Annotated in this window: 17 protein-coding genes and 1 other annotated feature; of the genes, 8 read left to right on the plus strand and 9 right to left on the minus strand. The window is 65.9% G+C overall.

Features of this window, described 5'->3' with window-relative positions; translation table 11 throughout:
* The first annotated feature begins 5 nt into the window (after nucleotides 1-5).
* The 4 genes from B4A39_RS03680 (at nucleotide 6) to B4A39_RS03695 (ending at nucleotide 3,962) form a co-directional block, all read left to right on the plus strand.
* Entirely contained in the window at nucleotides 6-695 is a 690-nt protein-coding gene (locus B4A39_RS03680; protein WP_292033379.1) for a response regulator, read from the plus strand.
* A 142-nt stretch (nucleotides 696-837) separates the two neighbouring features.
* Nucleotides 838-1,086, plus strand: coding sequence for a hypothetical protein (locus tag B4A39_RS03685; RefSeq protein ID WP_292033380.1), 249 nt, complete (start codon nucleotides 838-840; stop codon nucleotides 1,084-1,086).
* A gap of 346 nt (nucleotides 1,087-1,432) precedes the next feature.
* Nucleotides 1,433-2,830 (plus strand): glycoside hydrolase family 3 N-terminal domain-containing protein, encoded by a 1,398-nt coding sequence (locus B4A39_RS03690; protein ID WP_292033382.1) that lies wholly within the window; start codon nucleotides 1,433-1,435, stop codon nucleotides 2,828-2,830.
* Nucleotides 2,787-3,962, plus strand: a complete 1,176-nt coding sequence (locus B4A39_RS03695; protein WP_292033384.1) for a glycoside hydrolase family 3 C-terminal domain-containing protein — start codon at nucleotides 2,787-2,789, stop codon at nucleotides 3,960-3,962. The genes B4A39_RS03690 and B4A39_RS03695 overlap by 44 nt, the downstream gene beginning before the upstream one ends.
* Before the next feature lie 40 nt (nucleotides 3,963-4,002).
* On the opposite strand, the gene B4A39_RS03700 is transcribed toward B4A39_RS03695, so the two are convergent.
* The gene (locus B4A39_RS03700) at nucleotides 4,003-5,481 is read right to left on the minus strand and encodes a SulP family inorganic anion transporter (protein WP_312217481.1); all 1,479 of its coding nucleotides are present in this window, start codon (nucleotides 5,479-5,481) and stop codon (nucleotides 4,003-4,005) included.
* A gap of 42 nt (nucleotides 5,482-5,523) precedes the next feature.
* Nucleotides 5,524-5,588 (minus strand) — a sequence feature (sul1 is cis-regulatory element that is thought to sense ions involved in sulfur or methionine metabolism; They are found in Alphaproteobacteria).
* 86 nt (nucleotides 5,589-5,674) lie between these two features.
* Nucleotides 5,675-6,787 carry a winged helix-turn-helix domain-containing protein gene (locus B4A39_RS03705; protein WP_292033388.1) on the minus strand — a complete coding sequence of 371 codons (1,113 nt, stop codon included), beginning with the start codon at nucleotides 6,785-6,787 and terminating at the stop codon, nucleotides 5,675-5,677.
* Nucleotides 6,788-6,875: 88 nt separating this feature from the next.
* Between B4A39_RS03705 and B4A39_RS03710 the strand changes: the two genes are divergently transcribed.
* Nucleotides 6,876-7,445, plus strand: coding sequence for a hypothetical protein (locus tag B4A39_RS03710; protein ID WP_292033390.1), 570 nt, complete (start codon nucleotides 6,876-6,878; stop codon nucleotides 7,443-7,445).
* On the opposite strand, the gene B4A39_RS03715 is transcribed toward B4A39_RS03710, so the two are convergent.
* Together B4A39_RS03715 and B4A39_RS03720 are read right to left on the minus strand one after the other, a co-directional pair.
* Nucleotides 7,442-7,747, minus strand: a complete 306-nt coding sequence (locus B4A39_RS03715; RefSeq protein ID WP_292033392.1) for an energy transducer TonB family protein — start codon at nucleotides 7,745-7,747, stop codon at nucleotides 7,442-7,444. The two genes, B4A39_RS03710 and B4A39_RS03715, sit on opposite strands and share 4 nt — an antisense overlap.
* 57 nt (nucleotides 7,748-7,804) lie before the next feature.
* Nucleotides 7,805-9,865 carry an AsmA family protein gene (locus B4A39_RS03720; RefSeq protein ID WP_292033394.1) on the minus strand — a complete coding sequence of 687 codons (2,061 nt, stop codon included), beginning with the start codon at nucleotides 9,863-9,865 and terminating at the stop codon, nucleotides 7,805-7,807.
* A gap of 317 nt (nucleotides 9,866-10,182) precedes the next feature.
* On the opposite strand from B4A39_RS03720, the gene B4A39_RS03725 reads away from it, so the two are divergent.
* On the plus strand, nucleotides 10,183-10,773 hold the full coding sequence (locus B4A39_RS03725; RefSeq protein WP_292033396.1) for a biliverdin-producing heme oxygenase: 591 nt from the start codon (nucleotides 10,183-10,185) through the stop codon (nucleotides 10,771-10,773).
* Between the two features lie 18 nt (nucleotides 10,774-10,791).
* Here the strand turns inward: B4A39_RS03725 and B4A39_RS16405 are convergent, their stop codons facing one another.
* From B4A39_RS16405 to B4A39_RS03745, 3 genes are all read right to left on the minus strand, one after another.
* On the minus strand, nucleotides 10,792-14,244 hold the full coding sequence (locus B4A39_RS16405) for a GAF domain-containing protein (RefSeq protein WP_312217477.1): 3,453 nt from the start codon (nucleotides 14,242-14,244) through the stop codon (nucleotides 10,792-10,794).
* 135 nt (nucleotides 14,245-14,379) lie between these two features.
* Entirely contained in the window at nucleotides 14,380-16,962 is a 2,583-nt protein-coding gene (locus B4A39_RS03740; protein WP_292033399.1) for an HWE histidine kinase domain-containing protein, read from the minus strand.
* Between the two features lie 204 nt (nucleotides 16,963-17,166).
* The gene (locus B4A39_RS03745) at nucleotides 17,167-18,366 is read right to left on the minus strand and encodes a DUF6880 family protein (RefSeq protein WP_292033400.1); all 1,200 of its coding nucleotides are present in this window, start codon (nucleotides 18,364-18,366) and stop codon (nucleotides 17,167-17,169) included.
* A gap of 129 nt (nucleotides 18,367-18,495) precedes the next feature.
* On the opposite strand from B4A39_RS03745, the gene B4A39_RS03750 reads away from it, so the two are divergent.
* Complete coding sequence (locus B4A39_RS03750; RefSeq protein WP_292033402.1) at nucleotides 18,496-18,732, plus strand: hypothetical protein; 237 nt, start codon at nucleotides 18,496-18,498, stop codon at nucleotides 18,730-18,732.
* A 60-nt stretch (nucleotides 18,733-18,792) separates the two neighbouring features.
* Here the strand turns inward: B4A39_RS03750 and B4A39_RS03755 are convergent, their stop codons facing one another.
* Nucleotides 18,793-20,397: a M20/M25/M40 family metallo-hydrolase gene (locus B4A39_RS03755; RefSeq protein ID WP_292033404.1), complete on the minus strand. Its 1,605-nt coding sequence runs from the start codon at nucleotides 20,395-20,397 to the stop codon at nucleotides 18,793-18,795.
* Nucleotides 20,398-20,542: 145 nt separating this feature from the next.
* Between B4A39_RS03755 and B4A39_RS03760 the strand changes: the two genes are divergently transcribed.
* Nucleotides 20,543-22,018 carry a cobyric acid synthase gene (locus tag B4A39_RS03760; RefSeq protein ID WP_292033407.1) on the plus strand — a complete coding sequence of 492 codons (1,476 nt, stop codon included), beginning with the start codon at nucleotides 20,543-20,545 and terminating at the stop codon, nucleotides 22,016-22,018.
* Nucleotides 22,019-22,108: 90 nt separating this feature from the next.
* Here the strand turns inward: B4A39_RS03760 and B4A39_RS03765 are convergent, their stop codons facing one another.
* Nucleotides 22,109-24,967 (minus strand): TonB-dependent receptor, encoded by a 2,859-nt coding sequence (locus B4A39_RS03765; protein WP_292033409.1) that lies wholly within the window; start codon nucleotides 24,965-24,967, stop codon nucleotides 22,109-22,111.
* Between the last annotated feature and the right edge of the window lie 67 nt (nucleotides 24,968-25,034).

Raw genomic sequence — 25,034 nt, forward strand, 5'->3', positions numbered from 1 at the left:
CGCCGATGGTCGCCGTCCGTCCCCAGATTCTCGTCATCGACGATGAGCCCCAGATCCACCGCTTCCTGTCCCCGGCGCTGGACGCCGCCGGCTATGAGCCGCGCCGCGCCGACAGCGGGCAGGAGGGCCTTCGCGGCATCGCCCTGTGGAGCCCCGACGCCGTGGTACTGGACCTCGGCCTGCCCGACATGGACGGCAAGGACGTGCTGGCCCGCGCCCGTGAGTTCTACGCCGGACCCATCATCATCCTGTCTGCGCGCGACAAGGAGGCCGAGAAGATCGCGGCCCTGGACCTGGGCGCCAACGACTATGTCGAAAAGCCCTTCGGCGTCGGCGAACTCCTGGCCCGGGTCCGCGCCAATCTGCGCCAGGCGGCGCCGCGCGCCGAGGCGACCGGACCGCTGACGGCGGGCGATGTGGTCATCGATCTGGAGCGCCGCCTGATCACCCGCGCGGGCGACGCCATGCGCGTCACGCCCAAGGAGTACGACGTCCTGGCCCATCTGGCGCGCAACGCCGGCAAGGTTGTCGGCCACCGCGACCTGCTGACCGCCGTCTGGGGCAAGGCCCACGTCGACGACACGCAATATCTGCGCGTCGTTGTCGGCCAGCTGCGTCAGAAGTTAGAAGACGACCCCGCCCAACCAAGGCTGATAGTCACGGAGCCGGGCGTGGGCTACCGTCTGGTGGATTGAAACGGTTACCGATCAGTTCGTCCCGAACAGCGCCGGTGTTCTGACGATCAAGGGCGCCGGCTCCACGGGACTCTATGCGGTCAAGAAGGATGATGACCGGCTCTGGCGTCTGGACGCTGGGGGTGTCGCCTTGGTCTCGCCCTTGATCCGCATCGACCCGGAAGCGGCATGGACGCCGACAGCCGCCGGTATCTACCACCTGACGGGCGCGCCCGGCGGCGAGGCGGTTCTGCGCCTGACAGCATGGTCCGGCGCGAGCCGTGATGTTCAGTCGCTGGGGACCTTCGGCCTGAAGCAAAGTCTGGCCGTCTCTCCGTCGCAGGACATCGTCTCCGCCCGCGTAGTGCGCAATGAAGCCGACCTGCGGGCCATTCGGCTGACGCGTCAGTAGCGCCGTCTGCTGTGGGTGAGCGTCTGCTTTCGGGCTCGGTAAATTATCCGGAGCGTCCGAACCCTCTCTTGAGAAAACCTAAAACATAAAGCCTCGCAAGAAGGCGCGGGTCGGCCGGTGCGGACCGACTACGGTCGCGTCGCATGGCAATGCTGTTGCAACGAGGATCGTTTGCGACGAAAAGAAATATAATAATACTATTTATCGTCCAGCACGTGAGGCTAGTATGATTGCGCGAACCCTGGTTTCCGCCTTGGCGTTGATCATGAGCTTGGGTGGGGCAGCCTCAGCACGGGCCGGAGAGGCGCCTGCAACGGTTTCGAAGCGTGCGGCGGAGAGTGCTGAGGTGCACGCGGCCGATCTGGTGTCTCGCATGACGCTGGAGGAGAAGGCCGCGCAAATTCAGCACGGCGCGCCAGCGATTCCGCGTCTGGGCGTGCCGGCCTACAATTGGTGGAACGAAGGCCTGCATGGCGTAGCCCGCGCGGACATCGCCACGGTCTTCCCCCAGGTGATCGGCATGGCGGCGACTTGGGATCCAGAACTGGTGCAGCGCGTCGCCGATACGGTCGCCACAGAGTTCCGCGCCAAGTACGTCAGCACGCGCGGTGCGGATGGAAGCTCGGTCCAGTATCGGGGTCTGACGGTGTGGTCGCCCAACATCAACATTTTCCGCGATCCGCGGTGGGGGCGAGGTCAGGAGACCTGGGGCGAAGACCCTTACCTCACAGGGCGGTTCGGCGTCGCCTACATACGAGGCCTGCAAGGCGATGATCCGGCCCAACCGAAGACCATCGCGGCGGTCAAGCACTACGCGGTTCACAGCGGGCCCGAGGCGACGCGGCATAGCGATGACATCCACCCGTCAGCTCACGATGTGACCGACACCTATCTGCCCGCCTTCTACGCGGCGGTGACAGAGGCCAGGCCTCAAGCCTTGATGTGCGCCTATAACGCCATCGACGGCGTGCCCGCCTGCGCCAGCGAAGACTATCTGCAGCGGCGGCTGCGGACGGACTGGGGTTTCGAAGGCCATGTGGTGTCGGATTGCGCCGCCGTGGCCGACATCTATCTGCCGACGTCGCATGCCACGGTGAAAACTCCAGAGGAGGCGGTGGCGCTGGCCATCAAGGCAGGGACCGACCTGATCTGCGATTTCCGCTTCAACGCCACCTTCCGGCCCGAAACCACGGTGTGGGCCGTCGAGCAGGGGTTGTTGACAGAGGCCGAACTGGACCGAGCCCTCGTGCGGTTGTTCACGGCCCGCTATCGGCTGGGGACGATGGATCTGGCGGCGTCCGGCCCCCACGCCAGGATTGGCTCTGGCGATTTCGACACGCCCGAGCACCGCGCCTTGGCGCTCGAAACGGCGCGCAAGTCTCTGGTCCTGCTGAAGAACGACGGCCTGTTGCCCCTGGCCCAGGCGCCGCGTCGGATCGCCGTGATCGGGCCCAACGCCGACACGGTCGACGCCCTCGTCGGCAATTACAACGGCACGCCGTCGAGCCCCTCGACGATCCTTGACGGTCTGCGCGCGCGTTTTCCGCAGGCCGAGGTGATCCACGTCGAGGGCACAGGCTGGGTCGCCCCGCCGCTGGAAGACATTCCCGACGCCGCCTTTTGTCGCGACGCGGCCTGTGTCGAGTCAGGCCTGTCGGCGGAGGCGTTCGAGACCGGCCGAACTGGGCGGGGCCTCGACCATGCGCGCCGACGCCAATGTCATGGTCCGCTGGGGCTGGCCTGACCGGGAGCAGCGCAACGCCTCGACGCGCTGGACGGGCTTCGTCAAGGCGCCGGAGGCGGGGGAATACCGGTTCCGTTACACCGGTGACGCCGGCTACCGTGTCTATATCGATGAGGTGCTGATCGCGGACATGTGGGACGGCGCATGGCCGACCTCGGATCGTTCGGTACGGCTGTCCGACGACAAGGTTCACGCTATTCGTGTCGAGGCTCAGCAGATCGGCGCGCGCGCAACGCACCGGCTGCAGTGGAGCCGGCCCAGCGTCGGCGACGAACCGGCCTTGGCCGCCGCGCGCGACGCGGATCTCGTGGTGTTCGCCGCCGGTCTGACGTCGAAATTCGAGGGGGAGGAGATGTCGGTCCAGGCGCCCGGTTTCGCGGGCGGCGACCGCACCAGCCTAGATCTGCCCGCGCCTCAGCAGAAGCTGATCGAAGCTTTGCACGCCACGGGCAAGCCCGTCGTCCTTGTTCTGATCAACGGCTCGGCCATGAGCGTGAATTGGGCGGACCAGAACCTGCCGGCCATCATCGAGGCCTGGTATCCCGGCGGCGACGGCGGACAGGCGGTGGCCGAACTGATCGCTGGCGATTTCAGTCCTTCGGGACGTCTACCCCTGACCTTCTATCGCAGCGCCGACGATCTGCCGGCCTTTACCGACTATGGCATGACGGGACGAACCTATCGCTACTTCCATGGAGAGCCCCTTTATCCGTTCGGCTACGGGCTTAGCTACACCCGCTTCCGATACGATCAGGCGCGCCTGGACCACAACAGCATCGCGGCTGGAGAGACTACCCGCGTGAGCGTTCAGGTCGCCAACACAGGGGAGCGCGACGGCGAAGAGGTGGTTCAACTCTATGTATCGCGCCCGGACGTGGACGGCGCGCCTCGCCACAGTCTGGCTGGTTTTCAGAGGGTGATGCTGAAAGCGGGAGAAAGCCGGGAGGTTGCTTTCGAAATCCCCGCGCGCGCCCTGAGCGTGGTCGGAGAGGACGGAGGTCGCTCCGTCCCCGCCGGACATGCGCGAATATGGGTAGGTGGTGGGCAGCCCGATGTGGCGGTGGATCGAGAGAGCTCTGGGGTCGAGCTAGACCTCACCATCATCGGCGCCCGGAGCATCCCGGCCTTCTGACATGCTGACTGTGTCCCTGAGGGCGAGCGCTGGAGCGCGGTCAGTGGGCCCCTTCGCCCGCTGGCAAATGGACTTTTTCAAACTGTCCCACCCGCGCGATCAGGCTGTTCGCCGCAGCGTTCAGCCCCAGGACGCGAACGAAGGCGCCTTGGCGACGATAGCGGAACACCACCTTGTCGAGCGCCGCCGCGCCGGTCAGGTCCCACAGATGAGCGCCGGTCATATCGATCTCGACCTCAACAGGATGACCGTGATGTTCGAAGCTGGCGGTGAACAGATCAGCCGAAGCGAAGAATAGTTGACCGGCGACCCGGTAGCGCAGGACGCCCGCTACCGGTGTCTCGATCTCGGTCACAACCAGGGTCTTGCCGACCTTCCGCATAAAGAAGACGGCGGACAGAACCACGCCAAGCATCACGCCCTTGGACAGATCATGGGTCAGGACCACGGTCACGGTCGTCGCCAGCATGACCACAGTGGACTGCAGTGGAATCGACCGAATCTGAGTGACCGATTTCCAGTCGAACGTGCCGAGTGAGACCACGATCATGACCGCCACCAGCGCCGCCATTGGAATTCGCGCCACCCATGGCTGCAGCACGAGAATGAGGAACAGCAGAAACAGGCCGGCCCATAGGGTCGATAGCCTTCCTCGCGCGCCAGAAGTGACATTGATCATGGACTGGCCAATCATGGCGCACCCCGCCATGCCGCCGAACAGGGGGGACAGGATGTTGGCGATCCCCTGGCCCCGGGTCTCGCGATCCTTGTCGGACGGGGTGTCTGTGATGTCGTCGATCAGATTGGCCGTCAGCAGACTTTCCAGAAGACCTACAAAGGCCAGGGTGGCGGCGATGGGGCCGATGATCGTCAGGGTTTCCCACGTCAGGGGAACGACCGGCAGGTGGAACATCGGCAGACTGGTCGGCATCTGGCCCATGTCGCCGACCGTGCGCACATCCACGCCGGTCAGCATGGCGAAGGCGCTGACGGCCACAATGGCCACAAGTGACGCCGGGACCGCCTTCGTCAGGCGAGGCAGGCCGTAGATGATGGCAAGGGCCACGCCCACCAGGGCGAACGTCTGCCAGTTGGCGCCGATCAGTTGTGGCAGCTGGGCCATGAAGACCAGGATGGCCAGGGAGTTGACGAAGCCGGTCATCACGCTCCGGCTGACGAACCGCACGTAGCGCCCCAGCTGCAGCAACCCGATAATGATCTGGAAGACGCCGCACAGGATGGAGGCGGCGAACAGGTATTCCAGTCCGTGGTCGCGAACCAGGCCGACCATGAGCAGGGCCATGGCGCCCGTCGCTGCCGAAATCATCGCCGGTCGCCCGCCAACGAAGGCGATCGTCACGGCGATGATGACGCTGGCGTAGAGCCCGACCGCCGGATCGACGCCGGCGATGATGGAGAAGGCGATGGCTTCCGGTATCAGGGCCAGGGCCACGACCGTTCCAGCCAGGAGGTCGCGTCGGGGGGAGGCGAGCCATTGCTGGCGCGCGGAGGCGATCACGGACATGGGGCGGTTTCAGCTGATTGGAGCGCTCGGCGCTCCGGTTTCCCGGCGGATCGGCGGCCGGGGTAGCCACCCGTCGCCCCGCGAGGAGCAACAGGTCCATGGTGGAGACCCACTCATGCCTGCGTCACGGGGCAATCGCAAGCCGCACGGTTCCGGTCTCAGAGGAGAGGATTGGTAGGTCGGCGCCCTAGGCTCGGGGCGGCGTGGCGGCAGTGAGGCTACGTGCCCGTTCCAGGCTGAGCGCCAAAACCATGGCTGCGCCGAAGAGGGCGCCTTCCAAACCGGCCGTGGCAATCTGGCTAAGGGGGCCAAAGGTCGTCTCGCCGAAGAGATGGGCCAGATGATCCATGCTCAGCTGCGCGTCTGGAAACTGGGCCGCCAAGGCCGCAAGGCTTCCGCCCATCAACCGCCCGCCCATCAGGGCGGCGATGACGCCGGCTGCACCGGTAAAGGCCGCGCCGGTCAGCGCAGCGATCCTCCGCCTGCGCCCCTGCGCGACCCAGACGCCCGCGCCGATGGCGGCGCCCAGCAGCGCCCCTTCGCCCGCGCCGGTCATCGCCTCGGGCGCAGCGCCAAACAAGAGCGTGAAAGCGTCCATTCCTGCGAGCCGCGTTACGGCGCCCACGATCAGGCCGCCACAGGCGCCGCCCAGGATGGACCAGGGACCGGGCTGTCGCCCTAGCCAGGCCGTCGCGCCGACGCCCAATCCCACAGCGGCGCCGCCGATCATGCCGATTACGGCTGTGAGCGCGGCCAGCACCAGCAGGCCGGATGCCGCGCCGCCGGCGGCGTCCGCCACGCCCGCGAACCCATAGGCGATCCCGCCAACCAGACCGGCAGCTCCTCCCCCTATGAGACCCGCACGGCCCATGGCGACAGTTTGCTCCACGGCCGACGATTGCACGGCCTGCCGGGCGGAGGGCGCATCGTTGGAACCTCGGCCGTGTGAGACCGGGACCAAAGACGCGAAGGGATAGTCGGCTTCTATGCGGGTCACGGGCGCTATGAAACGATAGCCATGCCGGGGCGCGGTCTCGATGAACATGGGGCGGCTGGCCTGGTCGCCCAACGTCATGCGCAGGCTGCGAACGCACTGGGTCAGCGCCTCATCCGTCACGGGCACGCCCTTCCAGACCTCATCCAGAAAACGCGCCTTTGTGACCAAGCGGCCCTGCTCGGAAACCAGCAGGACAAGCGCGTCCAGATAGCGCCCAGACAGATCTAACGCCCGGCCGTCTTCCGTCAGGCGGCGGTTCTCGGGGTCCAGCAGGAAACGATCGAAGCGATAGGCCGCGCGCACGATTTCAGGGCTTCCTCATCTCGAGCTCAGGACTCTCATGGCTCATGGCGCCACGGCTAGAGCCTCACCCAAGCTGGAATCCAAGGCAATGACCAAACCCAAACTCCCCGCCCGAAACGACCGCCTCACACAGATTCTGCGCCTGATCGGCTGGACCTTGGTTGCGGCGCTTCTGATCACACCCGCTATCGCCATGCGTTTCACGGATGAAGTGCAGTGGACCGCGTCCGATTTCGTGTTCGCCGCCGTCATCCTGGTCGGCGCGGGCGGCATCGCCGAGTTGGCTGTGCGGGCGTCGGGCGACTGGTCCTATCGCCTGGGGTCGGGCCTGGCTGTTCTCGCCGCCGTATTGCTGATCTGGATCAACGGCGCAGTGGGCATCATCGGTTCGGAAGAGAATCCGGCGAACCTGCTCTATCTGGCTGTCGTCGCCGCAGCCTTCATCGGCGGAGTTGCAAGCCGGTTCCGTCCGGAAGGTCTTTCACTGGCCATGGTCTGCGCCGCCGTTCTTCAGCTATTGATCGGGGCCTGTGCAGTCCTGCGAGGCTGGGGCGAGGGGTCCGAGAACTGGCCGCGCCCGGTAATCGTGCTCAGCGTTCTGTTCGCCCTGATCTGGCTGGCGGCTGCGGGTCTGTTTCGTCGAGCGGCGCGGCTCTAGGGCGTGAACTGGATCGTCCGCGCAAACTGAAAATCCTTGGCTCCCGGTTCGACGGTCGCATCCCGCATGAGGGCGACGGCGGCCTGGCCAAAGCCCATCCCAGGATGGGTCTCGCCCAGGACGCGGCAGTTCTCCACTCGACCGCTCGCGCGCGCCGTGCACTCCAGAGTGACGGCGACGCTCATAAGCGGTGGCGGCAGCGTCTCCTGGGCGGCGATTTCGCGCGCGGTCGACTTGGCCGTCGTGTCCGGCTTCGTCGGTGCGTCCAGCAGCAGTGCGGCGGCCAAAGCGATGATGATCATTCTGATACCCTCCGCCCTTGTTAACATTTTCCGACGGTCGACGTTCCCGGCGGGGGTTCAACGGGCGTTCGCGATCAGGGCGCCGCAGTCGGCGTCCTCCGCCAGGCCCGGATCGACGAAGCCCAACAGCGCCGCCACCGGGGCGACCAGAGTGGCCAGGGCGCCGACGATTCCGCCCTGCGTCGCCACGGCTGAAACATCCACGCCCAGGCGCGGGGAAGTGAGGGGCCCGTTCACCGTGATCGGAGCCCAGACCCGCAACAGGCGGGGCTTCTTGGTTTCGCCGTCGATCCTGAGGTTCAGGGTTTCGGCGCCCAGGTCGATTGTCCCGGATCCCTGGGCCAGGACCACATCCGTGTCGATCACGAAGGTTCGTGACGTGGCCACCCCTCGGGCGACTGTGAAATCCGCCACCGCGCAGCGGATGTCCGCAGTCGACTGATCGCCGGACAGGAGCTTGCCCACGCCTGCGCCGACATTGATGCCCAGAAGCTCGGCGAAGGCCGCCCGCATCCGTCCCTGAGGCACCACCAGGCTGATGGTTCCTTTCGAGTTGGCCGCCAGGTCATGAACGGAAACGCCAGGGCCTTCCAGTCTCGCCCGGCCCAGAGCGCGGCCCGTCACCGTCGGCGCACCGCCTCGCGCAGGAATGATGGATTCCAGCGGATAGCCGCTCAGACGGAAATCGACGGCGCTATAGGGCGTGCTCTTGGTGGCGTCGATCCGCGCCGTGCCGTTGAGTTCCCCGCGATTGAAGGCGAAGGACACCGGGTTGAGCTTAAGAACGCCGTCTTTCAGGTCGGCGCCGAGGCGGACCTGCCGGATGTCCAGGGCGTTGGCCTTTACCGAACCTGCTCGGTAGGACAGCGATCCATCCATGGTGCGAAGCCGATCGGTCTGCAGCGGCGCATCGGGTAGGAGCTTGCCGGGTGTGCCGGAACTGGCGACCGTGCCGCCGCTGGTGACGCGCGGGCGCGCGCCGAGCACGGCCGAGAGATCGTCGATGTCCAGCGAACGCGAGCTCAACTCAGCGTCCACGCGACGGCGCTGACCCACTCTGTTCACCTCCACGGTCCCCGAGAGATCCGAGGACCCGACCCGTCCGCTGAAATCGGCGAAGCGGAATAGCGAACCCTCTCGGCTCAGGCTCCCGCTCAATTGATAGGGCGGGGTGTTGGGCGTGGTGATCCCGGTCAGAAGATAGAGGTCGGCCAGATCACGACCCTCAAGCGTCAGCACGGCGTTGAACCGTCCCAGATCGAACGGTCGGGTGATGGAGCCTTTCGCCTGTAGCCTTGAGCCCGCGCCCGCCAGGTCCGCGGTAAACGCATAGGGCCGGTCGCGTCGAATGTTCACGAAAGGTCCGCCTGTGACCTGCAGCGTCAGCGGCGCCCCGTTCATTGTCCCCCGGCCGTCGAGCAGGAAGCCGCTGTCGCCGTCGCGAGGATCGCGCGCTTCGCGCGCACTGATCATGGCGTCGAGCTTCATGCCTCGCCGCTGTTCGTCCAGCGTCAGACGGCCCTCATGAATCACCAGACGATGGATGACCGGCAGCTTGGCCCCGCGGCCGTCATCAGGCCTGTCCGGGCGCAGGTCCCAACTGCGCCGCCCTTGCTCATCCACGATCAGGCGGACTGTTGGACGTGTCATGGTCAGCGAGGTCACTTCCACCTGGCCTATGAACAGGCGCCGCAGCCGGACCGAAACGTCCAGGCGTTCGACCTCGGCCGTGTTGCGATCGCTCGCCCATGCGGGACCGCCCACATGAAGATCACGCACCGTGGCCGACGGGGTCCAACTCAGCAGCCTGACATCCAAGTCGCCCCGAAGCACGACCTCTCGGCCAGTCGAGGCGGACGCCGCCCGGCCAATGGGCCCGCGCAGCCAGTTCCCGTCGAAGAAGATCAGGAGCAGCAGAAGGCCGACGGCCACGGCCGCTGTGACGCCGACCGCGACAGCCTCCGGCCTGCCGGGGCGGCGAACGGCCAGCCATACCGGATCGCGCGTCACGACATGGGCTTTCAGCGCCTCCGCCTTGCTTCTGAGACCACGCCAGGCGGAACCTGTTGTCGCTTTCAGGGTCTGACGCACGGATTTCAGGCTTGGTCTGTCGATCAAGGTCGCCTCCGGTGAAGCCGTTCAACGCCTGAAGCGGCAAAGGGCGCCATCGGCAGGTAAAGGCGGCCCCCGCCAACTACGGCGTCAGTCTGGGCGTCGTCGGTCTGGCCCCGGTCTGGCGGGCTGGGGAGCTTAGGTGGGCGTCGAGCGCGCTATCGGTGAGCGGTGGTCGCTACCGAATGCCTCGGCAAGGGCGAGTTCATCTTTCGACGACGACGGCTGGTTCGTTGGCGAATGGGTCACCGCCGTCGAGATGCACATCTTGCGCATCGGCCTCAAATGCCGCTTCTGAACCATACTTGCGTAGGAGTTTGATGATGGCCGACACGATGGATATGCCCCGATCCAAACGGTTGAAGGCGCTGACGCACGAAATTCATGACCGCCTGGACAAGTCGATCATGGAGGCGTCGTCGTTCGACAGCCTGGAGGGCTATGGTCGGTTCGCCGGGGTGCAGTGGACCTTCCATCGCGATATCGACGCCCTCTATGACGACGCGGGCATGATCACCCTGCTGCCCGGCCTGGCTGAGCGTCGGCGTATGGACCTGATCGCGATGGATCTGGCGGACATGGGCCTGGCGACGCCCTTGATCGAGACGCCGCCGGTCTTTCTTCCTGATCAGCCGACGGATACGGCGACGGCTCTGGGCTGGCTCTATGTGGCTGAGGGCTCGAACCTGGGCGCCGCCCTGTTGCGCAAGGAGGCGGCCAAGCTGGGCCTGTCGGACATTCACGGGGCGCGGCATCTGGCGCCTTCCGGCGGTGGGCCTGCCGCCCACTGGCGCGTCTTCACCGCCGCGCTCGACGCGGCGGTCCTGACATCCGCGGAAGAAGATCGCGCTGTCGCCGGCGCCAAGGCCGCCTTCGCGCGCGTCCAGGCTCTGGCCAACGCCGCCCTTTGCTGAGCCGACGACGTTCGCGCTTCAGCCTTGAGGTGCGGCCTCGATCATCTGGGTGACCTTGGCCGCGAGGTCGGCCATGACGAACGGCTTGGTCATCACCTCCATGCCGGGGGCTAGCAGCCCGTTTCCAACGGCGGCGTTTTCGGCGTAGCCGGTGATGAACAGCACCTTGAGATCGGGGCGATGAACCCGTGCGGCGTCCGCCACCTGTCGGCCGTTGAAGCCGCCGGGCAGGCCGACATCCGTGATCAGCAGGTCAATGCGGGCGTCGCCTTCCAGGATGCGCAGCCCTGAGGGACCGTCGCCGGCTTCGATGGAAGAATAGCCCTGTTCGCGCAGCACTTCCGCCACCAGCATTCGCACCGACGGCTCGTCGTCGATAATGAGGACGGTCTCGCCATGGCCGCAACCCGAAGCCGAGCTGGATGCTGCGTGGTCCAGGTCCTCTACGCTCCCGTGGTGACGGGGTAGGTAGAGACACATGGTGGTGCCTACTCCCAACTCGGAATAGACGCGAACCTGCCCCCGGGACTGACGCACGAAGCCGTGGATCATCGAGAGGCCCAGGCCGGTGCCCTGTCCGATGGGCTTGGTCGTGAAGAAGGGCTCGAAGATCCGATCAATCATCTCGGGGCTCATGCCGGAGCCGGTATCGGTGACGCAGAGCGAGACATACTGGCCGGGAGCGAGATCTCGCTCGCGAGCGCTGCGGTCGTCCAGCCACTTGTTGGCCGTCTCCACCGTCAGCCGTCCGCCGTTCGGCAACATGGCGTCACGGGCGTTGATGCACAGGTTGAGCAAGGCGTTTTCCAGCTGGGACTGGTCGATCTCGACCGCCCAAAGGCCCCCGGCTCCCACCACTTCGACATCGACGTTTGGCCCCACGGTGCGACGGATCAATTCCTCCATGCCTCCGATCAGCCGGTTCACGTCGGTCGGCCGGGGATCAAGCGTCTGTCGGCGGGAGAAGGCGAGCAGGCGCTGGGTCAGCGCGGCGGCGCGTTGCGCAGCCCCCTGAGCGGCCTCGACGTAGCGGCCGATGTCCGACGTTCGCCCCTGCGCCATCCGTTTGGCGATCAACTCGAGACTGCCGGAAATCCCCGCCAGGAGGTTGTTGAAGTCGTGGGCGATGCCGCCGGTAAGCTGGCCGACGGCTTCCATCTTCTGGCTCTGCCGCAGAGCCTCGTGGGCGATCTTCAGTTCGTCGGTGCGCGCGTCGATTCTGGCTTCCAGCGAGGCGTTCAGGTCCGCCAGCGCGGTTTCCGCCTGCTTGCGGGCGGTCAGATCCTTGAACAGGACGGCGACCTGATTGCGGTGCGACGGTTCAAGTCTGAAGGCGGCCAGCTCCAGCCAGCGGCCGGTCGCTTCCAGTTCCTTCTCGAAGCGGATGGGCTTGCCTGTTTCCAGAACGCCCTTGTACAGCGCCACCCACGCGCCTGCCTCGTCCGGCACCATGTCCCTGACACGTTGACGGACGACACCGCCTATGCCCGCATTCGCCTCGTAGGCGGCGTTGGCCTCTAGGTGGATATAATCGCTGAGCGGACCGTCCGGGCCGTCGATGAACTCGATGACGCAGAAACCCTCGTCCATGGTGTCGAACAGGGTGCGGTAGCGATTTTCGCTTGTCTGCCGGTCCACCTCTGCTCGTACCCGCTCGACGTGCGCCCATGAACGTTCGGTGACCTCGTGGACGAGCGCCAGTTCTTCCTGCGTCCAGTGGCGGGCCGCCTTGTCATGTACAGCCATCAGGGCGATCAGGCGTCCTTCCTTCACCAGAGGCATGCAGATGGTCGCGGTGATGCCGATGGCCTGGAAGGTCGCCGCTTCCTCCGGGAGAAGCTCCACGAGATTGTCGTGGATGATCAGCGGCCGACCGGCACCCAGGTCCTCGACCGCCTTCCTTCCGAAATCAGCCAGGCTGTAGTGGCCGACGATTGCCGACGAACCCGGCGCCGACCAGTCAGCGCGTATGGTGAAACCGTCCTGATCTTCGTCCATGTCGGCATAGGCGCAGATGGACACGCCCAGGTGCTCCCCCAGGCGGCGATTGGTGACGGCGAGAATCTGGTCCGCATCGGTCAGCCGAGCGACGTCCGTCGCAAGAATATCCAGGAAACGAAGGCGTGCCTCGCTCGCACGCAGAGCCTGACCGGCGCGCGCCCGTTCCACCCCGGTCCGCGTCCGCTCAGCGACATCACGCAGGAAGGCGATGTCCTCGGGGGACCAGTTTCGGGGCCTTGGGCCGCTTACGGAGAGAACCGCCACCAGTTGCTGACGTTCTAGGACCGGGACCGCGACGAAGGCGGCGACCTTTCGCGCCCCAAACACGGGTCCAGCGGCGCGGATGCGGGAGTCTTGGCCAGCGTCGGAGATCGACACGACGCAACCCGTCTTCAGGTCAGCCACGAAGGGCGCATAGTTGGTCATCGAGAGGACCGGCGCCGTGGTTGGCGTATCCTCTCCCGTCCATGCCTGTTCTTCGAACGCTAGACCGTTCTGCGGGTCGAAGGAGGTGTAGGCGGCCTGTGAGCAGTCAAAGGTTTCACTGACCACGCGGGCAGCGGCGGCAGATATAGCTGCTGGACTGTCGAGATCGCGCAAGGCGTCATGCAACCGGAGCAGGGCGGCTTGCCGGACCTCAACCTGTTTGCGATCGCTGATATCGAAGCTGACGCCGGGGAGGCGGCGCGGGCGGCCGTCGGCGTCGGAGACGCAACGACCCTCGGCCACGACCCACTGTATCGTGCCGTCCGCCTGGATCAGGCGGTATTCCGCGCTGAACACCCCGCCCGTTTCGAGCGTTCGGAATATCCGGTCCCGCACTTCCGGGAGATCGTCCGGGTGGATGGCGCCAAAGAAAACTTCCAGCGGCGCGCCTTGTTTCGCCTGCACGGGGTCCACGCCGTACAGGCGCGCGAAACGCTCGTCCGCCCTGACCAGATTTGCAGGGATGTCCCAGTCCCAGGCGCCGACGCCGCGTCCGGCCGACAGGGCGAGTTCAAGGCGCTCGACGGCCTCCGTCTGCTCCTCGGCGAGACGGACACGGTCCGTGATCTCGGTAACGAACACCATGACGCCGGCGGGTTCGCCGCTTTCGTCGGGGACAGGAGCGTAGTGCAGGTCGAGCCAGGCGGATTCCGGTCCTAGGCCACGACGATCAAGCACCAGTTCCTGACCTTCCAGCGACCAGGCCTCGCCCGCCAGCCCGCGGCGGATGTTCTGGTCGTTGAAGTCAGCGATCTCGGGCCATCCCTCCCGAGCACCGACGCCGAGAAGCTCCGGATGCCTGGCCCCTGCGAAGCGTGCGTAGCCGTCGTTATAGAGAAGAACGCCTTCCTGACCCCACAACAGGACCATGGGGTTTGGCGCAGCGACCATCATTCCCACGGTCGTGGCCAAGCTCTGAGGCCAGTCGGCGATCGGCCCGAGCGGGGTCTGCGACCAATCGAACGCGCGTATGCGTCGGGCCATTTCGCCCGTTCCGCTCGTCGGCGCCGTCTCTGCAATCTGGTCCAGAACCAATTCCCCAGTGCCGCGCTTGCGCGCCGCCTCATATGACCCAACGCATGGCGTCGTCCGGTGATCCAGACGGGCTGCGGCTTCCGGTTAGTTCGTTGTTTCAGCGACGGGTTCGACAAGGTTGTCGAACGCCCTGGCCACGTTCTCGAGCGTATAGGGCTTCTGGACGATCAGACGGCCCCGATGGTCCACAGGCGGCTGGGCCTGCTCTCCGTAGCCCGTCGCGAAGATGAAGGGGATGTCCAGTTCCGCCAGCCGGTCGGCGATCGGATAGCTGTTCCGGTCGCCCAGATTGATGTCCAGCATGGCGACGGTCGGCCGATTGCTGTCGATGAACTCCAGCGCTCCCTCGACAGTGGCGGCCGTTGTGACAGAGGCCGCGCCCAGGCGCTGTGCGATGTCTTCGGCGTCCAGGGCGATGATCAGGCTGTCCTCGACCAGCAGGATGTCGTGCCCGGCGAGAACCGCGTCGGGGACCGCCTGGGGGTGTCCGACCGCAGGCCTCGGATACTTGATCGGCTTTCCTTCAGGGACGCCTCGTGGCTCCGAAAGATGCCGGGCGGGGATGCGGAACACGGCGTGCAGCCCCTTGGGATCATAGTCGATCTGGGCCGAACCACCGAGGTCATAGGGAACCGAACGGCCGATGATGGTGGTGCCGAACCCCTTGCGTTTGGGCGGCGTGACGGGAGGGCCGCCGGTCTCACGCCATTCGATCACCAGATCGCCGGCCGCGTTGCGGTGCCAGCCCATGACCACGCGCCCGCCGTCAGCCGAAAGGCTGCCGTACTTGTTGGAGTTGGTGACCAACTCGTGCACCACCAGAGCCATGGTCGAGTAGGCGTTGGGGTTCAGGTGAACCGGTTCGCCCTGAACGACAATGCGATCATGGTCGTCGACGAATGCAGCGGCCTCGGCGTCAATCAGCGCCTGCAAGGGAGCCGGCCCCCAGTGATCGTCCGTGATCTGGTTGTGGGCGCGGGCCAAAGCGTGAATCCGACCGTCGATCACGCTGACGAAGTCGGTGATGTCTCCGCCGGACGGTTGGGATTGGCGGATCAGCCCGCGTATCAGCCCCAGGATGTTGCGAACCCGGTGGTTCAATTCCGCAATCAACAGCTCCTGTCGTGCGCTGGATTGCTGCCGCTCGGCGGACGCTTCGTCCGCCAGCCTCAGAACGACTTCGATAAGGGTGGCGCGCAGGGTTTCGGCCACGCGGATTTCTGATGCCGTGAAGGGACGCGAGTGCCCCTCGACCAACTCCTTCCATTCCGCAAAGCTCTCGCGGGGCGTCAGGCGTGGGCCGTTGGGACCGTATTCGACCGGCTTGTGCGGGTCGCCGGCCCAGCGCACAGAATGGATCAGCTCCTTGCGGAAAAGGACGACATAGTCGCGCGGCGACCGTGAGATCGGGATCGCCAGCAAGCCGGCCGCGCCTGAGGCGAAGGCATCGGCCTCCGGCAGGATCGACCCGATATGGTCGGTGGCGAACACGCGACCCGCCGCCGTGCCATTCAGCGCGCGCACTATGCGCCGAAAATTCTCATGCGAAGGCGTCGCGCCGGAGAAGGCGTGATTGCCGCCCAGCCAGACGCCGACGCCGTCTGCCGGGATGGCGTGCGTGAGGATGTCGCCCAGCCAGTCTGGGTCCTTCAACAGGGTTTCGTCCGAAGCGACGGCGCCGAGCAACTGGTCTGAAATGTCGCGCGCTCGGCGCTCGTATTCGACGGTTTCCTTACGCTCGCGGCTTTCCAGTCTCATGGAGAACATCTGGGCGAACAGCTCGCTGACGGACCGTCGCTCGAAAGTCGGCCGTCGGGCGGAATAGTGGTGGCAGGCGAACAACCCCCACAGCTTCCCATCGACGATGATCGAGATCGACAGCGAGGCGCCGACGCCCATGTTCCTGAGGTACTCGATGTGGATCGGCGACACCGACCTCAGCAAGGATAGCGACAGGTCCAGCGGCTGGCCGCTTTCATCCCGCTCCGGAAGGATCCGCACGGGCACGGCGTTGACGTCGGTGATCAGCCTCAGCAGGTTGCGGCGATAGAGCTCGCGGGCCTGGGCTGGGATGTCGCTCGCAGGATAGCGCAAGCCCATGAATGTGCCGATGCCGGAGCGCGCGGCTTCTGCGACCACCTCGCCCGAGCCGTCCGCCGCGAACCGGTAGACCATGACGCGGTCAAACCCGAGCAGCGCGCGGACCTGTCGTGCGCCTTCCTTGTAGAAGCTGGCGAAATCGGCGGTCTGATCAAGGCGCGAAATCATGGACCGGACCATTCCGGTGGCGTCCCCATGCTCGCCTGAGGCGGGCTCGGCTTCGATGATCACCTGGCCGCCCGAGAAATGGATAGCCGCATCGAAGGCTTGTCCGCCTTCGATGAACACGCAGTCAAAGATGCGCTCGACGGCGTCTCGACCTCTCAGGAGAGTGGCGCGATTTCGCAGGTCGTGCACCGCCTTGGGCGTGAAGATATCCTGCAACGGTCGGCCGAACAGGTCGGACGGCGCCAGACCAATGAAGTCCTTGGTGTTGGCGGAAGCGCGGGTGATCAGCCAATCCGCCGTCAAGGCGATCAGGAATCCAATGGGCTGAATGGCCCCTAGGATGTGGATGGGTTCGCGATCGCAGTTGCTCAGATCGACAGGGGCGGCAGGGGACGTCACTATCAATCGACTCCGAACAGAACGAGCGGCGGGGCTCAACCAGATTGGCGCCGCGCAGACCGCGCTGCGCTCCGCCAGGCGATCCGGCGAACCAGTCCACTGATCAAGAATAGCGACAAATGCTTTTCTGGCGACGGGGTTCCTCACTGATAGCTGAGGAATTCTGGCCCGCGTTGGTTAGCCATGAGGATCGGCGCGAAGCGATCAGTCCGCCAACACCGAGGCGGCCTCGGGAAAGCGCTGGGCCAGCCGAGAGGCCCAGTCACGCGCCATGAGACCGGCCTTTCGCGCCTCGCGCGGGCGCGCCAGCACCAGGTTCGCCGCCTCCCTGTGCGCGGGCCAATCCATGAACAGACGCATGGCGGCGTCGAAATCGGCGGCGGCTGCGGCATGAGCGAATGCTCGATCCAGAGCTTCCACGTCATCAAAGTCAGGCAACCGGGACAGATAGTCCCGCAACACCGGGCCCGAGAGGTCGCGTTCGAACAGACTCCACCGCAGAGCCTGAGCCTCCTCGCCGCGCCCTTCGGCGTCCAGTAAGGCGATGGCGGCCGTTTCCCAGGCCGGCGTCAGTCGGGGCGCATCGAGGTCCTGATGTCGCCCGCCGAACGCCCAGCGGCGGTTTGAGCGGGGAGACGTCAGTGCGGCCTCCAGCGCGGCCCGCGCCTCGGTCGTCCGATCGGCCGCGAGCAGCCGGCGGGCGATGTCTGCGGCGACGTCGGGCGAGCGGGCTTGCTCGGGCGGGATCAGACTGAGCCATAGATCAAGCGCCTGCGCCCTGTCGGCCAGGCTGCGCACCAGAAAGCGGCCAGCGGGCGTTTTCCTGACCCCAGCGTCCAAGCCGTCAAGAAGAGAGCTCGCCAGGCTCGCGTCAACGGCATCGCCAGCTGCGGCGATCCACCGGCCGTAGTCGTGGGGGCGCCGCCGCATGGCGTCCAGCAACTCTCTCAAGGCTTCTTGTTCGGCGCTTCCGGCGATCCGAAACAGCTCGGGCGCGCCGGCCTCGAACGTCGCAAGCAACTCGCCCTTAGTGTCCTTCACACGAGCGACAAGGCCCGAGTAGAGGTCGAACCAGCGCACGAGGGCCACCAGGGCTTCACCCGGCGCGTCTGGCGCCAGGCGTTCGACAGTCATGCGGCGGTGTGTCTCGAGATCGGCGATCAACTCGCCCCGCTTACGCCACGACACGCGAGTGCGGGCTGCTTCGAGGGCGACCAGTCGCTTGTTGATCTCCATCGCCAGAGCGGCAGGCCCCAGCTCGGCCGCGAGCTCCAGCCGAAGCCTGCGTTTCAGGTTGGCGTTCCCGGCGCCGGCCTCGATCAGGATATCCGCCAGACGCGGCGCGCCGAGGTGAACTAGGCTGGCGGGAGACAGTCGTACCGAGGCTCGTGATGCGCGCGCCATGAAGTCCTTCAACGGTGGGGCGAAATGCGGTCGCGGACACCGCCGACGGGGGCGACTTGACCCGCATGCGTCATTTCGTGCGTGGAACCGCCACCGTCAACCGCCGCTCTCCTTGGCCGAGGAGGCAGTATGAACCAGACCCACGTTATTGAACGCGCTTTTCAGATCGCTGACGAAAATCGCGCGTGCCTCAAGATCAGCGACCTGCACGAAGCCCTGGGCCGTGAGGGCTACACCACCACCGACATGATGCATCTGCAGGGCTGGAGCATTCGCGAGCAGCTGCGGGCCCGCATGAAGGCCAGGATCAAGCTGGACGAACAGATCATCCCGGCCGTCGGAGTCGGGGGGGCGACCTTCAGATAAGCAGCGGAACCGAAGTCCGCAGGCCATCGCGCAAGGGCGATGACCTGCGGCTTTCCAGGGCTAGTCGGCCGCAGGATAGGCGAACGGATCGGTCGGTGTCGGTTCGGTCGGCATCGGCATGCGCGGCAGGGGAGCGTCGCGATTGGCCGCGTTCAGCAGGAAGCTGGCCAAAATCACTGCGGCCTGGCGCAGGTCTTCGGGCTTCAGGTGATCGTAGCTGTCGATGCTAGTGTGGTGGATGCGGCTCGAATAGTCGAGCGGGTCCTGGATGAACTGATAGCCGGGCACCCCCACCGTCTGCATGTAGACGTGGTCCGTGCCGCCGGACGGACGCAGGGAGACGGTGGTTGCGCCCATGCTGGCGAAGGGGGCCAGCCATTCCTGGAAGATGGGGGCGGCGGCGACATTGCCCTCGGCGTTGATGCCGCGAATCTTGCCTGAGCCGTTGTCGAGATTGAAGTAGGCGACCAGATCGCGATAGCCGGGGCGCGGCTCGACCGGCCAGCGGTTGCGCCAGGTGCGGTTGCTGGGCAAGGCGGCCAGGGCCGGATCCGAGGCCGGCGCGCGCGTGGCCAGATAGCGGTCGACATAGGCCAGCGAGCCCAGGATGCCCTGTTCCTCGCCGTTCCACAGGGCGAAGCGGATGGTGCGCTTGGGCTTGACCTTCATCTGCGACAGGATGCGGGCGGCCTCCATCACCACCGCGCTGCCGGCGGCGTTGTCTTGGGCCCCGTCCGAGGCGACCCAGCTGTCGAGGTGCGCGCCAGCCATGACGTACTCGCCCGAGCGGTCCGAGCCGGGAATGTCGGCCAGGATGTTGTAGGCATTGACGTCCTCGTCGTGGAACTGGACTTCGCTGAGCAGCGACAGCATCGGCGGGGTGTCGGTCAGGGCCAGGCGGGCCAGACGGCGATAGTCCTCGGCGGCGATCTCCATGCCGGGCAACTTGGGCGTGGCACCGACCTGATAGGTATAGCCCGTGCCGTGCAGGAGGCCTCCGTCACGCTGGGACATCCGCACCCAGGCCAGGGCGCCTTCCTCGGCCAGGAAGGCGTCGAGACGAGCGCTGAATTCCGCCGTCTTCAATTGGCGTTCAGCGGGGACGTGGCTGTGCTGCGGCTGGACGTAGGTGTTGCGGTCGCGCAGCTCAGCGTCGGTCCAGCGACGGAATGCGGGTTCGGTCGGCTCCGATCCGGTATCGGGACGGGACAGCATGACGATCTTGCCGGACAGCTTGCCGCGCCACTTGTCGAAGTCTTCGACCTTGGTGATCGGGGCGACGACGACGCCCGCGCTGATGGTTCCATTGGTCGAGGGCGTCCAGGCCACCGGAATGGCCCGCAACTCAATCGGGCGTGGCGCCGTCATGCGGGCGCTGGAGCGGACGATCGACCAGCCGCGGCCAAACTCAAAGCCTTCGGCGCGAACGTTCGACAGGCCCCAGTCGCGGAAACGCTGCTGGCTCCACTGTTCGGCCTGGCGCATCTGCGGCGAGTTGGTCATCCGGCCGCCGATCCGGTCGGTCAGGTAGGCGGCGGTCTGCATGACCTCGCTATGGTTCAGGCCCTGGTCGATGATGCCGTTAATGGCGACGCGGTCGACCGACTGGGCCAAGGCAGGCGTGGCGATGCACAAGGCCGACAGGCCGACGAGCAGACGTTTCATGTTTGGAACCCCCGAGAATCAAAACTGCGGGGATTTGACGTCATGCGGGCCGGCTCTGCAAACTGCAGCGGGGCGGATCGCGTCGTAGGTTGACCCGGGCGAGGCGGGGGTCCTACTGGCGTCACTGGACGTGAGGAGAGGGCCGATGGCGGCGCTGATGATTCAGGGCTGCGGCTCGGACGTGGGCAAGTCTGTGCTGGTCGCGGGCCTGTGTCGGCTGTTCGCCAATCGTGGGCTGGTTGTGCGCCCGTTCAAGCCGCAGAACATGTCCAACAACGCCGCTGTAACGGCGCCCGACGCCGAGGGGCGCTCGGGCGAAATCGGCCGCGCGCAGGCGTTGCAGGCGTTCGCTTGCCGCACCGCGCCTACGGTCGATATGAACCCCGTCCTGTTGAAACCCCAAAGCGATACGGGCGCCCAGCTTGTCGTGCGCGGCCGCGTAGAGGGTGTGTGGCAGGCGGCGGGCTATCAGGAACGCAAGGCCGCCTTGCTGGATGTCGTTCTGGACAGCTTTCATCGCCTGCAGACCGAAGCCGATCTGGTCATTGTCGAGGGGGCGGGCAGTCCGGCGGAAACCAATCTCCGTGTCGGCGACATCGCCAACATGGGGTTCGCCCGCGCCGCCAACGTGCCCGTGGTTCTGGTCGGCGACATTGATCGAGGTCATGTCATCGCCAGTCTGGTCGGCGCCCACGCCGTTCTGGACGAAGCCGACCGCGCCATGATCCGCGGCTTTCTGATCAACAAGTTCAGGGGCGATCCCGCATTGTTCGACGCGGGCCGCGCGGAGATTTCCGCTCGCACGGGCTGGGCCGATCTCGGCATGGCGCCCTGGCTGAGCGATGCGCGAGCGCTTCCGGCCGAGGACGCCGTAGTGCTGGATCACGCCAATGGTGAACAGGCGGCGCGGCGTGTCCGGATCGCCGTGCCCATGCTGTCGCGCATCGCCAATTTCGACGACTTCGATCCCTTGCGGCATGAGCCGGGCGTGGACTTCGGCTTCGTCCCGCCGGGTACGGCTTTGCCGGGCGACGCCGACCTGATCATCCTGCCGGGGACCAAGGCGACCCTGGCGGACCTGGCCTTCCTCCGCGCCCAGGGCTGGGACGTGGACATCGCCGCCCACGTTAGACGCGGCGGGCGGTTGCTGGGCATATGCGGCGGCTATCAGATGCTGGGTTGCATCGTCAGTGACCCGGACGGTGTCGAGGGCGTGTCGGGATCGGCGCCCGGCTTGGGACTTCTCGATGTCGAGACGGTCCTGGCGGGCGAAAAGACGCTGCGCCAGACGGTGGGGCGACTGACAGCTTCCGGGGCCGCGTTTGCGGGCTATGAAATCCACATCGGCCAGACGGACGGCCCCGACGCAGCGCGGCCCTTCGCACTTGTCGAGGGGCGCGCGCACGGCGCGATCTCGGCAGACGGTCGGATCGCCGGCCTCTACGTCCACGGCCTGTTCGATCAGGCCGAAGCGCGAGCAGCGATCCTGGCCGAACTGGGCGCTCCATCAGATGGCGTGGACCAGTCGCAGCGTGTCGACGGGGCTCTGGACCGGATTGCGCAGGTGCTTGAGGCCCGGTTTGATATTGCAGCATTGAGCCGGATCAGCGGCCTGACCTAGCTGTCAGCCCTCCCTGGAGACAAAGAAAGGGCGCCGACGATCAGATCGCCGGCGCCCAGGTCACCGCTCAGGAGTGCGGTGGAAGTCTGATCAGAACTTGTAGCGTGCGCCCACGAAGACCTGACGGCCCGTGTGGTGATAGACGTAGGTGCTGTCACGCACGCCATCGAGTTCGCTGTGGTTCTGGCGGTTGAACTCGTCGGTCAGGTTGATGCCTTCGATCGACAGGGCCAGCTTGTCGTTGACGTCGAAGGAGGCCGAGGCGTCGATGCTGAGCGTCTCGGTCTTGCCGGTGACGGCGATGCCGCGCGTCCCGCCGTTGGCTGCCGGGACTTGCTGATAGTAGGTGTCGCGATAGGCGGCCGAGACGCGGGCGTTGAAGCGGCCGTCGTCGTAATACAGCGTGGCGTTCCAGGCGTCCGGCGACAGGTTGACCAGGTTGGCCGTCACGTAGGCGGTGCAGGCGGCGGTGGTGCAGTAGTCGATCTCCGACTCCACGTGCGTGAAGTTGGCCTGCACGCCCAGGTTCGAGAAAGCGCCCGGCAGGAAGGTGAAGGGCTGCTGGTAGCTGACTTCGAAGCCTTTCAGCGGGCCGCCCGGCGTGTTGGTCGGGCGGCTGAAGACGTACTGGTCGGACGGCGGCCGGTCAGACGCGGCGGGGAAGGCCGCCGGGTTCATCGCCGTCAGCTCGGCATAGGTCATCGTCTGCTGCGTCGTCTGCACATAGGTGGAGATGTCCTTGTAGAACAAGGCGAACGACAGCAGGGACTCTGGGGCGAAGTACCACTCCAGCGACAGATCGAAGGTGTCTGCGCGGTAAGGATCCAGGTCCACGTTGCCCAGCGACGCGGTTCGGTTTGCGGCGTTGGGTGCGCTCAGTGCAAAGACCGGCACTAGGTTGGTCACCGGCGGACGCGACATGACGCGTGCGGCGCCGAAGCGGACCATGAAGTTCTCGATCGGCTCGACCGAGACGTTCAGCGACGGCAGGATGTCGTCATAGTTGTTGGCGCCGGTGACGCGGGTCGTCACGCCGTTGAGGGCGGAATAGCCAGCGGCCTCGACCTCGGTGTTGACCCAGCGCGCGCCGAAGTTACCGCGAACCGGCATGCCGGCCCATTCGGTGTTCCAGTCCAGCTGGGCCCACAGACCCGTGTCCTTCTCGGTCACGTCACGCCAGTTGCCCAGCGCCGTGGAGCCGTTCTCGAGACCGAGCAGGCGGAAATCGCCGCCCGGGACGCCGGTGTTGCAGAGGCAGTCGGCGCCATAGGCTTTCACGATCGCGTCGAGGTTGGGTGAAATCCAGGCGGTCGCCGAGCCTGCGGGCAGGTCCAAATTCTTGCCGAAGCCTTCCAAGAGATAGGTGAGGCTGCCGATCGTGGAACCGGCGGGCATGGCGGGCGCGGCGTTGGTCTGACGCGCATAACCCGAGCCGTCGGACTGGTATTCTTTGTAGCTTGCGCCGACCTTCAACGTCATCCGGTCATCGATATCAAACTCGAATGCGCCCTCGACGGTGGTGTAGGTATTGCTCTGTTCGCTCGACAGGATACGCAGTTCCGAAACCGGCTGGGCGCCGGCGGGACCGGTGATTTTCCACTGGTTCGCGTCGGTGACGTCGAAGCCATAGACGATCTTGGGCAGGTTACGGTTGTCGCGGAAATCGATCGACCAGCCGTCGCCGTCCTGGTGGTCGATGATGGCGTTGACCTGCATCGGATTGCCGAACTCGGACTTGGAGCGGCCGGCCACGCCCTTGAAGCGCACGGTGTCAGAGAAGTCATGTTCGACTTCCAAGGTGTATTGTGTGAACTCGCTCTTCAGGACGTCGAAACGCTCTTCGGTGCGCATGTCCATGTCGTCGAGGCGCAGGTAGACCAGTTCGCCCGTGTTGGGATCGGCGATGGCTTCGACGATGTCGACTTGCGGCTTGCCGCCCTGGGAGGCGTTGCGGCTCAGCGACCAGGCTTCGAGGAAGTTCTCTCTCCGGGTCGAGTCGAGCTTGGAGTAGAGGGCGTCGAGGCTGACCGTGGTCGCGTCCGACGGGCGCCATTGCAGCGACATGGTCGCGCCCAGGCGCTCCTGGTCGTGGGTCAACCGGCCGTAGCGCGGGATGCGGGGATGGTACAGGCCGCCAGCCGCCGCCGTTCCGCCGGGCAGGGCCGCGGGGTTCTGGAAGCCGTTGTCACCGTTCGCCGGGCCCCAGCGGACCGAGCTGAAGCCTTCTTCGATGGAGCTCTTGTCACTGTAGGCCAGCGACAGCAGGGCGCCGAACTTGCCGTCCATCCAGGTGTTGGAGATCAGGCCAGCGAAGCGCGGGCTCCATTGCTCGGACAGGTCGTTGTAGCCGCCCTGCGCCGAGGCCACCGCTGTAAAGCCGGGGTAGTCGAAAGGACGGGCCGTGCGCAGGTCGACCGTTGCGCCCAGCGAGCCTTCCTCGACTTCAGCCGAGGCGGTCTTGCGGACGGTGATGTTGTTGAAGAGTTCCGAGGCGAAGACGTTGAAGTCAAAACCGCGTCCACGGTTCACGCCGCCCGACGAATCGGTCGCGCCGGTCGTGGCCTGGGCCTCGATGCCGTTGATGCGGGTGCGGGTGAACTCCGAGCTGAGGCCGCGCACGGTGATCGAGCGGCCTTCGCCGGCGTCACGATCGATCGACACGCCCGGAATGCGCTGGATGGATTCCGCCAGGTTGGTGTCGGGGAAGTCGGCGATATCCTCAGCCGAGATGGCGTCGACCACGCCCGCCTCGCGGCGTTTGATGTTCAGCGAGTTCTGCAGGCTGGCGCGGAAGCCGGTGACGACGATTTCGTCAACGGTGGTGGCGTCCTGCTCGGCGGGCGGGCTGGCCTCCTGCGCCTGAGCAGCGCCGGCGAGCGCCAGAGTCAAGGCGCCGAGCGAGGCGCCGAGGGTCAGCGCGTAGCGCGCACGGGTAGCGTGGTGGGTCATCTATGTCCTCCTCCCAGTTGGGCCTTTCGAGGATCGTGCGTCCTCGTTCAGACCTCCGCGATCGCGG

This window comes from Brevundimonas sp. UBA4553 (assembly GCF_002387245.1).
GTDB lineage: Bacteria > Pseudomonadota > Alphaproteobacteria > Caulobacterales > Caulobacteraceae > Brevundimonas.